The following is a 13,052-nucleotide window of genomic DNA, read 5'->3' as shown; positions in this document are numbered from 1 at the left end:
AGCAGCGAGATGGACAACAAGGACAAGAACGTCGGTGAACTCGACTGGCTCCTGACCTCTTTCGTGGAGAAGGTCCCGGACGTCTCCGAGGCGCTCACGGTCTCCGTCGACGGCCTCGCGATCGCCGCCTCCCGGGGGCTGTCGACCGACCGTGCCGACCAGCTCGCCGCCATCACCTCGGGGCTCGCGAGCCTGACGACGGGGGCGGCGAAGGTGCTCGACGCCGGCCGGATCCGCCAGTCCGTCATCGACATGGACGAGGGCGTGCTGCTGCTCATGGCCGTCGGCGACCGGGCCCAGCTGGCGGTGCTCGCCAACGCCGGGTGCGACCTCGGGCAGGTCGGCTACGAGACCGCATTGCTGGTCAAGCGGGTCTACGCCGCACTGGAGCCCGACGCCCGCGGCGGCGTCTAGTCCCGTCCGAGCGCCACTGCGTAGGAGATTGCTCACCCGCGGGCGTCCGCCTCCGGCGGCGTCCCGCGGGCTCCACCGCTCGCGCTCGACCCATCGCGCACGAGACCTGCGACAACCACGATGAGCGCATGATCCGATCACGCTCCGCCACGCCGCTTCCGCAATCCCCCTCCGCATCGGCGGCCCTTCGCGGGGCTATGCTGCGTTCGCTACCTGGAAATGATCTGGAGGCCCACAGGTGACCACGGTTGAGCCGAAGCTTGAGCCAACGCCTATCGTCGCGCGTCCCTGGCCGGTACGTCGCGAGCCGAGCGGCTCTTGGCTCGCCCGCACACTCCGCACGACGGACGCGAAGCAGATCGGGCTGCTCTACTTCGTCACGTCCTTCGCGTTCTTCGGCATCGGCGGCATCCTCGCCCTGCTGATCCGCGCGGAGCTGTTCCGGCCCGGCCTCCAGGTGGTGTCCTCCGAGCAGTTCAACCAGCTGTTCACGATGCACGGCACCATCATGCTGCTGATGTTCGCGACCCCGATCGTGTTCGCGTTCGGCAACTACCTGGTGCCCCTGCAGATCGGCGCGCCCGACGTGGCGTTCCCGCGGTTGAACGCGTTCGCGTACTGGCTGTACCTGTTCGGCTCGCTCCTGGCCGTCTCCGGGTTCATCACCCCCGGCGGCGCGGCGTCCTTCGGCTGGTTCGCCTACCAGCCGCTGTCGAACGCGGTGAACTCGCCGGGCATCGGCGCGGACATGTGGTTCGTGGGCCTGACCATCTCGGGTCTGGGCACCATCCTCGGCGCGGTCAACATGATCACGACGATCGTGACGATGCGCGCCCCGGGCATGCTCATGTTCCGGATGTCGATCTTCACCTGGAACATCCTCATCACCAGCCTGCTCGTGATCCTGGTGTTCCCGATCCTCGCCGCCGCGCTCCTGGCGGTCGTGGCCGACCGCCAGCTCGGCGCGCACGTCTTCGACTCCGACACCGGCGGGGCGATCCTGTGGCAGCACCTGTTCTGGTTCTTCGGGCACCCCGAGGTGTACATCATCGCGCTGCCGTTCTTCGGCATCATCTCGGAGATCATCCCGGTCTTCAGCCGCAAGCCGATCTTCGGTTACAAGACCCTGGTCGCCGCGACCCTCGCGATCGCGGGCCTGTCGATGGCGGTGTGGGCCCACCACATGTACGCCACCGGCGCGGTCATGCTGCCGTTCTTCTCGCTGATGAGCTTCCTCATCGCGGTCCCGACGGGCATCAAGTTCTTCAACTGGATCGGCACCATGTGGAAGGGCCAGTTGACGTTCGAGGCCCCGATGCTGTTCAGCCTCGGCTTCCTCGTCACGTTCCTCCTCGGCGGCCTCTCGGGCGTCCTGCTCGCCAGCCCGCCGGTCGACTTCCACGTCTCGGACTCCTACTTCGTCGTGGCGCACTTCCACTACGTCCTGTTCGGCACCATCGTGTTCGCCGTGTACGCCGGGGTCTACTACTGGTTCCCGAAGGTCGCCGGGCGCATGTACGACGAGCGCCTCGCGAAGGTCCACTTCTGGCTGACCTTCATCGGCTTCCACACCACGTTCCTGGTGCAGCACTGGCTCGGCGCGGAGGGCATGCCCCGCCGTTACGCGGACTACCTGCAGTCGGACGGCTTCACGACGCTGAACATGGTCTCCACGGTCGGCGCGTTCATCCTGGGCCTCTCGACCCTGCCGTTCGTGTGGAACCTGTTCAAGTCCTGGAAGGCCGGGCGCGTGGTCGAGACCAACGACCCGTGGGGCCACGGGGGCTCGCTCGAGTGGGCGACCAGCTGCCCGCCGCCGCTGCGGAACTTCGACCGGCTCCCGCGCATCCGCTCGGAGCGCCCCGTCTTCGACGAGAAGTGGGGCCACCTGGTCAAGGAAGTCAAGGGCCACTAGCCCGCATAACGCACGAAACCGCCCGGGAGCCGCCGCTCCCGGGCGGTTTCGTCTCCCAAGCGCGGGCAGAAAATCGGCGCGGTCGCGCACGGGCCCTTCCAACCGCCGGGCCGCGTCACTAGGATCGAAGCATGAGCCGGGCACTGATCGTGGTAGACGTCCAGAACGATTTCTGTGAGGGCGGGTCGCTGGCCGTCGAAGGCGGCGCGGCCGTCGCGGCGGCCGTCACCGAACTCATCGCCGCCGCCCCGGGCCGCTGGGACCACATCGTGGCCACCCGCGACTGGCACATCGACCCGGGCCCGCATTTCTCGGCCGAACCGGACTTCCGCGACTCGTGGCCCCCGCACTGCGTGGTCGGCACCGCGGGCGCGGCCTTCCACCCGGACTTCGACCACACCCGCGCCGAGGCCGTGTTCGACAAGGGCGCCTACGAGGCGGCGTACTCGGGTTTCGAGGGCTCCGCCGGCGAGACGAGCCTCTCCGAGTGGCTGCGCGAGCGGGGCGTGGACGCGGTCGACGTCGTCGGCATCGCCACCGACCACTGCGTGCGGGCCACCGCGCTGGACGCGGCCGCCGAAGGCTTCGAGACCACCGTGCTCCTCGACTACACCGCCGCGGTCGCCGAAGAGACGAAGGCCAAAGCCCTCAAGGATCTCGAAGACGCCGGCGTCGCGGTCGTCTGACTATGCGACGAGGCCCCCGCGAGCAACACTCGCGGGGGCCTGTTCGTGCGGTCCTACGCGTTGAAGTCGAAGAACGCCTCGTTGTCGGCCAGGACGACGTCTCGGACGATCCCCGGCTCGGAGCGCGTGTCGGCCTCGACGGTGAACCGGGCGTACGCCGAGTCGCCGGTGGCCGCCACGGTGACCGTCCACGTGGCGGTGTACGTTTCACCGACATCCAGGCCGTCGATGTCGCCGAGCGCGGTCCCGCCCTCGAAGCATTCGACGAAGTCGGCGTCGGCTTCGATGCCCGCGTCGAGGCAGCCGCTCAGGCGGTAGCGGCCGGAGGCATCGCTGCCGTTGTTGCGGACCGTGACGGTGAGGGTCCAGACGCCTGCGTCGGCGGTCTCGATCGCGTCGACGGTGACGGCGAGGTCGGCGAAGAAGCCGCTGGGCACCTCGCTCTCGGCGAGCCGGTCGAGCACCGGGTTCCCTACGTCGTCGAGCACGGCCCGCTCGACCCAGTAGTCGATCGCGTCAGGGTCGCCGGCGCAGCACATGTACCGTTCGGCGACGCCGATGAGGACGCCGTAGTCGGGGTGGGCGGCGATGTCGTAGGGACGGTCGGCATTGGCCTTGGAGTGGATGAGCTGCGCGGCGGCCTCCCAGCCGCCGTTGCCGTCTTCGGCGAGGAGCACGGCCTGGAAGGCGGCGGCCTCGGCGAACCGGCAGCCGAGGAAGGCCACCGCCTGCTCCTGACCGCCGTCGGTCATCGGGGCGTGGACGACCTCGAGGAGCACCACTTGACCGGTCGACCGCATGGGGTCGCCGGTGCGGCCGTCGACGAGTTCGGCCCCGTCGGTGCGGCAGATCCCGTCGATCGACGCGCCCGGCATGAAGGAGAAGAGGTCCATCGCGGTCCCGGCCAGGTCGTCGAACTCGGGCAGCACGGGGGCCTCGACGTGCTCCTCCTCGGCGGTGGTGGTCGTTTCGGCGGGGCTCGTCGGGTCCTCGGCGGTCGGGGTCGGTTCGACGGCAGCGGTGGTCTCGTCGTCGGCGGGCGGCGGGTCGGTGTCCTGGCCGAGGGCGTGCTGCATGAGCCAGCCCGAGGCGGAGAGGACCGCGACGGCGGCGACGCCGGCGACGCCGGCCCGGGCGGTGCGGCGGCGGCGGACCCGCGCTCGCAGGACCGAGGCTTCAGCCGGGTTCGCCATGACGGCGGCGGCTTCGGCGAGCTCGCCGAAGGCGGCTTCGAACTGCTCGTCGTTGGGGATGCCCATGATTACTGCTCCTCGTCTTCGATGCGGAGGTGGCCGGCCAGGGCGGCTTTCCCGCGGCTGAGCCAGGACCTGACGGTGGATTCGGGTACGCCCTCGAGTTCGGCGATCTCGCCGGAGGTCATCTGCGCCATGTAGCGCAGGATCACGGCTCGGCGGTGGGTGTCGCTCAGGCGGGCGAGGGCCTGGGCGAGGTCGATGCGGTCGGGTCCGGGGCCCTCGACCGGTTCTTCACGGTGCCGCCGGAGGAACCGCTGGACGACGCCGCGCCTGCGGAACTGGCTGGTGGCGAGGTTCCAGGCGACGCGGCGCACCCACCCGCCGGGGTTCTCGTAGGCGCTCAGCTGCTTCCAGCGGGCGAGCGCCCGGCAGAAGGCCTCGGCGACCAGGTCCTCGGCTTCGGTCAGGTTCCCGGTGTAGGCGTAGATCTGGGCGGTGATGGAGCGGACGTGCGCGGCGTAGAACTCGTCGAACTCGGGGTGGCGGCGGGGTTTCGCGGGCCGGGACTCCACCGCGGGTGGGCTGGCGTCGCGGGTCGACGGCATGGGGGCTCCTCGGGTCGGGTGCGGGACTCGTCCGTGTCGGGACTCGATAGGTACACGAGGGTGACGCCCGAACCAACGCACCCACCCGTTGAGTTCTGGTTCACAGCCGATCGGAAGCCGCGGCGAGCAGGGGCCGGCGGGTGCGCCGGCCCCGCACGAGACCCTGCCGCAGTCGCCCATGCCGTGCCAGAGGAGACGGCGAAGCCCCCGCGAGCCGGAGTTCGCAGGGGCGCTGACCCGAGCCAGTCGGCGGAACGGCACGTGCACCAGGCCGGCCGTCCGGCCAGGTTCCGCCTTCGGCGCGCTCCCCGCCACGTCGCCATGGTCGTCCGGCTCGACCAGCTCGGACCGGCACTCGCGAACGGGGCGCCGGGCCGTCCCGACCCGTTCGGGTTCTCTTCAGGGGGTCACTTGCCGTAGCGGCGGTCGCGGAAGGCGAAGGAGCGGACGGCGCGCAGGAAGTCGACGCGGCGGAAGTCGGGCCAGTTGGAGTCGCAGAAGTAGAACTCGGAGTACGCCGACTGCCACAGCAGGAAGCCGGAGAGGCGCTGCTCCCCGCTGGTGCGGATGACGAGGTCGGGGTCGGGCTGCCCGGTCATGTAGAGGTGGCGGGCGATCGCGTCGGCGTCGATGGCCTCGGCGACCTCTTCGAGGCTCGCGCCCGTGGCGGCCTGCTCGAGCATGAAGGAGCGCACGGCGTCGGCGATCTCGCGCTGCCCTCCGTAGCAGACGGCCAGGTTGACCCGCATGCCGCGCTTGTCGGCGGTGCGCTGCTGCGCGCCTTTGAGCGCGGCCTGGTGCTCCTCGGGGAGGAGGTCGAGTGCGCCGACCATGCGCAGCTGCCAGGGCTGGTCGTCCTCGGCCAGTTCGTTCGCGAGTTCGTCGATGATGTCGAGGAGCGGGTCGAGCTGCGCTTTGGGGCGCGAGAGGTTCTCGGTCGAGAGGAGCCAGATGGTGACGTGCTCGACGCCCAGTTCCTCGCACCAGCCGAGGAAGCGCTCGATGTGCTTCGCGCCGGCGCGGTGGCCGTCGTTGGGGTCGGTGAGGCCCATGTCGCGCGCCCAGCGACGGTTGCCGTCGACCATGACGCCGATGTGCCGGGGCAGCGGCTGACCGGTCAGCTCGCGCGCGAGCCGACGCTCGTAGATCCGGTAAAGCAGGTTCGAGATCGCCACAACCCGCAATTGTAGGCTCACGAGAATGCGGCCCGCACGCTTCGCGGCGTCCGGGCCGCTCGCCGCCCGCTAGGGCAGGTCGAGGCGCTGCTTGAGCGCGTCGAGCTCGCTCCAGAGGACCGTGGGGAGCCGGTCGCCGAAGCGGGCGAACCAGCTCTCGACGAGGGGGATCTCCTCGGCCCACTCGTCGCGGTCGACGCGCAGGGCGTCCTCCATGTCGGCCTTGCTCAGCGTGAGGCCCTCGATGTCGATGGCCTCGGGCGTCGGGCAGTACCCGATCGGGGTCTCGACGGCCTCGCCGCGGCCTTCGAGGCGCTCGACCACCCATTTGAGGACGCGGGCGTTCTCACCGAACCCGGGCCACAGGAAGCGGCCGTCGTCGGAGCGGCGGAACCAGTTGACGTAGAAGACCTGGGGCATGAGCGCCTCGTCGGCGGCGGACTTGCCCATCTCGATCCAGTGGCCGAAGTAGTCGGCGGCGTTGTAGCCGATGAACGGCAGCATCGCCATCGGGTCGCGCCGGACCACGCCCACCTTGCCGGCGGCCGCGGCGGTGGTCTCCGAGGAGAGGGTGGCGCCCATGTAGACGCCGTGGACCCAGTCGCGGGCCTGCGTGATCAGCGGGATCGTGGTGGCGCGGCGGCCGCCGAAGAGGATCGCGTCGATCGGGACGCCGCGCGGGTCGTCGTACTGCTCGGCGAGCACCGGGCACTGCTTGATGGGCGTGCAGAACCGGCTGTTCGGGTGGCTGGAGGGCTCCTCCGAGTCGGGGGTCCAGTCGCGGCCCTTCCAGTCGATCGCGTGGTCGGGGGCCTCCCCCATGCCCTCCCACCAGACGTCGCCGTCGTCGGTGAGCGCGACGTTCGTGAAGAGGGTGTGGCCCTTCGCGATGGTGCGCATGGCGTTCGGGTTGGTCCTGTAGTCGGTGCCGGGAGCGACGCCGAAGAAGCCGTACTCGGGGTTGGAGGCCCACAGGCGCCCGTCCTCGCCGAAGCGGAGCCAGGCGATGTCGTCGCCGAGGGTCTCGACCTTCCAGCCCGGGATCGTCGGTTCGAGCATGGCGAGGTTGGTCTTGCCGCACGCCGAGGGGAACGCCCCGGTCACGTGGTAGACCTTCCCTTCGGGGCTGGTCAGGCGCAGGATGAGCATGTGCTCGGCGAGCCAGCCCTCGTCGCGGCCGATCGCGGAGGCGATGCGCAGGGCGTAGCACTTCTTGCCCAGCAGCGAGTTGCCGCCGTAGCCGGACCCGTAGGACCAGATCTCGCGGTCGGCGGGGAAGTGCGAGATGTACTTGGTCTCGTTGCACGGCCACGGCACGTCGGCCTGGCCGGGCGCGAGGGGCGCGCCGACGGAGTGGAGGCACTTGACGAAGTCGGCGTCCTTGCCCATCGCCTCGAGCACGCCGGTGCCCATGCGGGTCATGATGTGCATGGAGGCCGCCACATAGGCGGAGTCGGTGAGTTCGACGCCGAACATGGGGGGCTCGGCCTCGAGCGAGCCCATGCAGAAGGGGACGACGTACATGGTGCGCCCGCGCATGGAGCCGCGGTAGAGGCCGGTCATGGTCTCGCGCATGTAGTCGGGCGCGGTCCAGTTGTTGGTGGGGCCGGCGTCCTCGGGGTCGACCGAGCAGATGAAGGTGCGCTCCTCGACGCGGGCGACGTCGCTCGGGTCGGTGCGGGCGAGGAACGAGTCCGGCTTGGCGGGGACCGGGACGAGGGTGCCGAACGCGACGAGCTCGGCGGTCAGGCGCTCCCATTCGGCGGGGCTGCCGTCGCACCACACGATCTGGTCGGGGTTCGTCAGCTCGGCCACCTCGCCGACCCAGGCGAGGAGCCTGTGGTGGCGGGTGGGCGGGTCGGTGAGTCCGACGGCGGGTTCGGCGGTGGAGACTTCGATGCTCACGGTGGCTCCTTCGGTGCTGTTCTCTGCACGGCGTGCGGCGGCCGCTTGTGGCGGCTCGCGAGCGCCGTGGCGGCCGGGCTCGGACGCTCCGGCCGGGACCGGTCCTTCGGACGCTACGTGACGCGGCGCGAACCCGCGGGGTCTCGTGCGCGGTTGAACCGGTGTTGAACTGGTACTCCGTGTAGGGATTCCCCTAATGTGCTCGTTCAAGCTCGAAACGAGCACAACTACTTGCACTTTCCGCGCGACCGAGCACCACTGTGCGCGGTCGAGTCAATTCGACCCACACTCGCAACTAATGTGATCGGTTTCGATCATGAAACGAGCGCGTTAGCTCGCGATCCGAGTCGGTTTCAGTCGTGCGTCTGCTCAGTTTGACGCGAATCGCCGCGGCGCGGGGCGTCTTGGGCGAAGATGCAGGTCTGCAGCAGCCGCTCCCGAGTGTCGAAGCGTTGGAGACGTCGATGGCGCACCGTGAACCGGAACCGCATCAGAGCCGCGCGAAGGGCGCGACCGTCGGCGTCGCGGTCGCACTCGCGATCGCGCTGGGCGTCGTCCTGTACCTGCTGCTCAGGTGAGCGCGCGGCGAGAGGGCCGCGGTCCTCGAATCGCGGCCGCGGCGCCGGGAGGAGACGACGAAGGCGGAGCGCATCGCGCCCCGCCTCTCGCCGTCGCGTCTATACGGCCGGTCCGCGGCGGCGCAGCTCGTCGACGCTGACCATCGCCTCGCGCAGTTCCTTGAGCCAGTCCTCCGCGTGCTGCTCGACCAGGCGCACGCACCACGCGAGCGCGTCCGATCGGGAAGCGGCCACGCCCGAGCCGACGAGCGTGTCGAGCACGAGCCGCTCGGGCTGGCGCAGCCGCGTGGTCACCGGCACGGACTGGTGCGTGAAGACCATCGTGGTCGACCCGCAGCGCGCCCCCCACGACGCCTGCCGGTGGTACCGGTACTGGAGCTGCTGCGCGATCTGCACCCGCATGTCGCGGGTGGCCTCCCGGAAGCGGGAGATGCGGCCCTCCTCGGTCGCGGCGCGGTCGGACTCGGTGGCGTCGGCCGGGTGGTCGGGGGTCGGCAGCGGACAGATGATGATCATCTCGTCGCGGTCGACCGTGACCTCCGGGAGCCCGGAGATCCAGCCGTCCGGGACGATCCCGTAGATCCAGGCGGGGGCGTCGTCAGTGGACGGCAGGGGGCCGTAGTGCCACGAGCCGGTGTCGTCGTTGGCGGCCATTGACGGGACTCCTCACGTTTCGTTGACGCATCAGGTGTACCCCATCGCGTCAACCGCATCACTCGAGGGCCCGCCCGCTCGGCCGGACCCGCCGACTGCCGGCGGCCGGCGTTCACAGGCCCTGCATGAACAGGCCCGCCAACGCGCACACCGCGAACACCGCCGCGCCCACGCACGCGATCGTCTGCCCGGGCCGCGGGCGCACCCGGTACTGCCAGGACAGCCACATCCCCAGCGCGATCGGGCCGGCCGCGATCCCCAGGAACATGGTGAGCGCGGCCAGGGCCTCGGCGAACGGGAACGCGCCGCTCCAGAGCAGGCGCAGGGCGAGGTACACCGCGAGCGCGCCGCCGCACAGCCCGATGGCGGCGGCCGTCAGCTCGGTGTGGCGGGGCGCGTCGATCGGCAGTTCACCCTGCCGGGCGAGTTCGAGGAGCCGCCCCGAGCGTTCGAGCCGGGCGCGCACGCGCTCGGCGTCGGGGCCCGGGTCTGGCTCCCCCGCGGACGGCGTCGGGCCGGTGCGGCGGTGGCCCACGACGTCGCCGAGGGCCCGCCAGAGCACGGCCACCCTCGTGTCGGTCTCGGCGACGAGGGCCGCGGCGTCCGCGGCGGCACGCTCGGCCGCGTCGCGGGCGGTGCGGGCGGCCTCCACGGAGGCGGCGAGCCGCGCGGACTCGGACCGGTACGCGGCGACGGCGGCGCGGATCTCGGCCTCGGCGTCGGCGCGTTCCTTCAGGTAGGCGGCGACGGCGGTCGTGTAGTCGGCATCGGTCGGCATGGCACCCCTTCACGGCAGGTCGAGGACGGCCTCGGGCTTCGGCAGCAGCGCGGTCGTCCGATAGGGGATGACGACCTGCGGGGCGCGGTGGCGGGCGCGGTCGAAATAGAGGCCGCGCCGGACCCGCGGGTACCAGGCGGGGCCGCCGCTCGCGGGCGAGAGCGGGGCCAGTTCGGGCCCTTGGACGTCGAGGGCGAGCCAGGCGTCGACGGCGTCGAAGCGCGCCGAGAACCCGCCGAGGTCCTCGCGCAGGCGCGGCACCGATCGCCACCAGCCGAGGGTGTGGAGGTGGTGTTCGGGCCCGTCGATGAGCATGGACCGGAGCCGGGCGGCGCCGGCCGCGTCGAGGCGCGCGGTGCCGGCGTCGACGGCGTAGACCAGGTTGAGCCGGAGCGTGCCGTCGCAGCGCTGCTCCCAGGCCTTGCCGACGGAGGCGAGGTCGTCGTGCCAGTCGACGTCGGCGCCTTCGGCTTCGAGCGCGGCGGCGAGGGCGAGCGCGGACGAGGCGGCGTCGGGTTCGAGGCAGCAGAGGTCGACGCCGATGCGCTGGCCGCGGGCCGCGGTGAGGGCGGCGGCGGCGAGGATGTCGGCGGCCTCGCCGGCTCGGGTGCCGAGGACGGCGAGGTTGCGTCCGGGGGCGCGGTGGAGCGCGAAGGCGGCGCCGCGGGCGGCGACGTCGATGGTCTGGCCGAGGAAGGCGGTCTCGGGAGGCGGGGCGGTGTCGTGGAGGTCGGGCACGTGGTCGCCGTCGAAGAGCGCGGGCGGCTCGTTGCCGGCGGGGCGGGCCTCCCAGAGGCGCTTCTGGAGCGGTTCCCATGCGTCGGCGTGCCCGGCGTTGGGGAGCGCCACGGTCCGGTTGGCGCCGGTGTGGCCGGATTCGTCGTTGACGACGGCGTGGAAGCGGGCGACGGTGTCGGCGGCGTGGTTGTTCTCGGCGAGGACCCGGCGGGCCTTGGGCAGGGCGATGCGGAGCGTGAACTGGGCGACGAGGCTCGGGCGGCCCCAGAGGGCTTCGATGCCGGCGACGTCCTGCGAGGCGAGGACGAGGTGGATGCCTTGGCTGCGGCCGCGGCGGGCGAGGTCTTCGAGGAGCTGCACGGCCTCGTCGGTGACGGCGTCGCGCGCCTCCAGGAGGACCTGGAATTCGTCCACGACGGCGACGATGCGGGGCCAGTGGCCTCCGGGGTCGGCGGCGCGGAGCTCTTCGAGCTTGGTGGCCTCGTGGGCTTTGGCGGCCTCGGCTCGGCGGCGCAGTTCGGCCTTGAGGTGGCGCAGGAGCGCGAGGCCGAATTCGCGGTCGTCGTTGATGTTGACGCCGACGAGGCGCACGTGCGGGAGCCAGCTGGGGTCGCGGCGGCCGGCGGCGAAGCGCGCGAAGGAGACGCCCTCTTTGAAATCGAGGAGGTAGAGCGCGAGTTCGTCGGGGCTGTAGTTGGAGGCGAGCCCGGCGATCCAGGCGTAGAGGAGGTTGGTCTTGCCGGAGCCGGAGGGGCCGCCGACGAGGGCGTGGGGCGGGTTGTCGCCGAGGCTGAGTTCGGCGAGGTCGCCGGCGGAGGTCTCGCCGACGCCGGCTTGCAGGCCCGAGGCGGAGGAGGCGGACCAGAGGCGTTGCGGGAGGAGGTCGACGAGCCGGGCGGGCTCCCGTCCGGCGCGGTGCTTCTCGGCGACGGCCTTGGCGGCGTTGGTGATCGTCGACGAGGGCGGGGGTCCGTCGAGTTCGAGGGCGGCGGCGTCGTTCCGGGGGCCGCGGAGTCCGGTGTAGGCGGTGGCGGTGAGGCGGGGCAGGTCGGCGGGCCCGGCGGTGTCGTCGCCGACGATGACGAGGTGGACGCCGGCGGCGACGCCGGTGCGGCGCAGGCGGGCGAGCTGGGCCTGGTCGCGGGCGGGCCAGGAGGCGAGGTCGGCGTTGAGGAGCACGAGGACCCGCCAGGGTTCGGGGCGGCGGCCGGTGGCGGCGGCGAGGTCGGCGAGGGAGGCGTGCTCGCCGGCGAGCACGTCGGCGTTGACGCGCCGGACGGTCTCGACCAGGGAGTCGAGCACTTCACGGAGCCCGGAGGGCCCGACGAACGACAGCAGGCCGGCCTTTCCGAGCGCGGCGAACGCCGACAGGGACCCTCCGAGGTGTTCGGGGTCGTAGACGTGGAGCCGAACGAGCCCCGCGGGGACCGATCCGACGGCACGCAGCAGCAGCCCGGGAAGCGCATGGGCCGCTTCGGTATCGATGCGCAGATGGGCGCGGTCGAGGAACGGCACCAACGCAGGGAGTGAGATAGCGGTCACGGAGCGCTCCGGATTGTCGTACCCCTCTGTCACACTCGCATCACCGGCATCGATCCGAGCGGGAGAGGAGGAGTCGACGGCGTCGATGCCGATCCGACCACGATCAGCGGCAACAGTGCCGGCGGCCACAGTACTGGCGGCCTCGGTTGCGGTGCAGGCGATCTCAGAGGAGTCGGCGGCGGCCGAGTCCGACTCCACGAAGGAGCCCGCATCCTCGGCAGCGGCGGCGCGTCCCGCTTCCGAACCGAAGCCGCCCTCGGCGGGGGTACCACCGCCGAGCCCACTGTGGCGACCGGAGCCGAGGCCCGGGCCGCTCCCGGAGCCGGGGCCTGGGCCGGAGCCATTGCCGGAAACGCGTTCCGCGCCCCGAGTCCGGGCCTCGCCGCCGATCGTCCGACAGTCGCTCGCTCCCCGGACGCCGCTGCCCACGGCCCGATCGGCGCCCGCACTTCCGGCATCGCCGCCCGCCACCCGGTCGGCGCTCGTGATGCCGGCATCGCTGTCCGCGATCCGGCCGACGCGCAGGAGCGGGGCGGGGCCCCGGCCAAGAGCGGATTCGGGGCGCCAGCCGTGCCACGGCGCACCGGCTGCCGCCGGGGCGGCCGTCTGCGCGGCCTCGGTCGCCGTTTCGTGGGCGTCGCGCACGGCGGCGGTCTTGCGGGCTTCGAGGGTGGCGATCATCTTCTCGTAGATGCCGCGCAGCTGCCGCTGCTTGCGAGCGGCGTCGCCGATGGTCCGCTCGGACTCGGCGCGCTCGGTCTCGGCGTCGGCCGCGGTGCGCTCGGCGAGGTGCCGGGCCTCGCCGCGGGCGCGTCCGAGTTCGTCGCCCATGGCCGCCACCAGTCGTCGGCGCCAGCTGCTCATGG

At 71.7% G+C, this 13,052-nt stretch carries 10 protein-coding genes; 3 read left to right on the top strand and 7 right to left on the bottom strand.

Annotated features, from left to right (window positions below):
• Positions 1-9 precede the first annotated feature (9 nt).
• The 3 genes from K3N28_RS12165 (at position 10) to K3N28_RS12155 (ending at position 3,015) form a co-directional block, all read left to right on the top strand.
• Complete coding sequence (locus K3N28_RS12165) at positions 10-414, top strand: roadblock/LC7 domain-containing protein (RefSeq protein WP_228092795.1); 405 nt, start codon at positions 10-12, stop codon at positions 412-414.
• A 238-nt stretch (positions 415-652) separates the two neighbouring features.
• A complete protein-coding gene (gene ctaD / locus K3N28_RS12160; RefSeq protein ID WP_228092794.1) occupies positions 653-2,329 on the top strand; it encodes a cytochrome c oxidase subunit I in 1,677 nt (558 codons plus the stop codon).
• Between the two features lie 131 nt (positions 2,330-2,460).
• Positions 2,461-3,015, top strand: coding sequence for an isochorismatase family protein (locus K3N28_RS12155; protein WP_228092793.1), 555 nt, complete (start codon positions 2,461-2,463; stop codon positions 3,013-3,015).
• Positions 3,016-3,068: 53 nt separating this feature from the next.
• Here the strand turns inward: K3N28_RS12155 and K3N28_RS12150 are convergent, their stop codons facing one another.
• The 7 genes from K3N28_RS12150 to K3N28_RS12120 form a co-directional block, all read right to left on the bottom strand.
• Entirely contained in the window at positions 3,069-4,274 is a 1,206-nt protein-coding gene (locus K3N28_RS12150) for a CARDB domain-containing protein (RefSeq protein ID WP_228092792.1), read from the bottom strand.
• Between the two features lie 2 nt (positions 4,275-4,276).
• Positions 4,277-4,816 carry an RNA polymerase sigma factor gene (locus tag K3N28_RS12145; RefSeq protein ID WP_228092791.1) on the bottom strand — a complete coding sequence of 180 codons (540 nt, stop codon included), beginning with the start codon at positions 4,814-4,816 and terminating at the stop codon, positions 4,277-4,279.
• Positions 4,817-5,223: 407 nt separating this feature from the next.
• Complete coding sequence (locus K3N28_RS12140) at positions 5,224-5,991, bottom strand: isoprenyl transferase (RefSeq protein WP_228092790.1); 768 nt, start codon at positions 5,989-5,991, stop codon at positions 5,224-5,226.
• A 69-nt stretch (positions 5,992-6,060) separates the two neighbouring features.
• Entirely contained in the window at positions 6,061-7,890 is a 1,830-nt protein-coding gene (locus tag K3N28_RS12135; protein WP_374209759.1) for a phosphoenolpyruvate carboxykinase (GTP), read from the bottom strand.
• A 683-nt stretch (positions 7,891-8,573) separates the two neighbouring features.
• The gene (locus K3N28_RS12130) at positions 8,574-9,128 is read right to left on the bottom strand and encodes a hypothetical protein (protein WP_228092788.1); all 555 of its coding nucleotides are present in this window, start codon (positions 9,126-9,128) and stop codon (positions 8,574-8,576) included.
• Positions 9,129-9,240: 112 nt separating this feature from the next.
• Positions 9,241-9,906, bottom strand: coding sequence for a hypothetical protein (locus K3N28_RS12125; RefSeq protein WP_228092787.1), 666 nt, complete (start codon positions 9,904-9,906; stop codon positions 9,241-9,243).
• Between the two features lie 9 nt (positions 9,907-9,915).
• Positions 9,916-13,050, bottom strand: coding sequence for an FtsK/SpoIIIE domain-containing protein (locus K3N28_RS12120; protein ID WP_304608718.1), 3,135 nt, complete (start codon positions 13,048-13,050; stop codon positions 9,916-9,918).
• Between the last annotated feature and the right edge of the window lie 2 nt (positions 13,051-13,052).

This window comes from Glycomyces sp. TRM65418 (genome assembly GCF_019710475.1).
Taxonomy (GTDB): Bacteria; Actinomycetota; Actinomycetes; order Mycobacteriales; family Micromonosporaceae; genus Glycomyces.
The sequence above is the reverse complement of the archived record's forward strand: the minus strand, read 5'-3'. Positions and strand labels throughout refer to the sequence as shown.

Coding starts and splice junctions, on each gene's coding strand:
- K3N28_RS12165 (WP_228092795.1), top strand. CDS start 10: ATGGACAACAAGGACAAGAACGTCGGTGAACTCGACTGGCTCCTGACC.
- K3N28_RS12155 (WP_228092793.1), top strand. CDS start 2,461: ATGAGCCGGGCACTGATCGTGGTAGACGTCCAGAACGATTTCTGTGAG.
- K3N28_RS12150 (WP_228092792.1), bottom strand. CDS start 4,274: ATGGGCATCCCCAACGACGAGCAGTTCGAAGCCGCCTTCGGCGAGCTC.
- K3N28_RS12145 (WP_228092791.1), bottom strand. CDS start 4,816: ATGCCGTCGACCCGCGACGCCAGCCCACCCGCGGTGGAGTCCCGGCCC.
- K3N28_RS12130 (WP_228092788.1), bottom strand. CDS start 9,128: ATGGCCGCCAACGACGACACCGGCTCGTGGCACTACGGCCCCCTGCCG.
- K3N28_RS12125 (WP_228092787.1), bottom strand. CDS start 9,906: ATGCCGACCGATGCCGACTACACGACCGCCGTCGCCGCCTACCTGAAG.
- K3N28_RS12120 (WP_304608718.1), bottom strand. CDS start 13,050: ATGAGCAGCTGGCGCCGACGACTGGTGGCGGCCATGGGCGACGAACTC.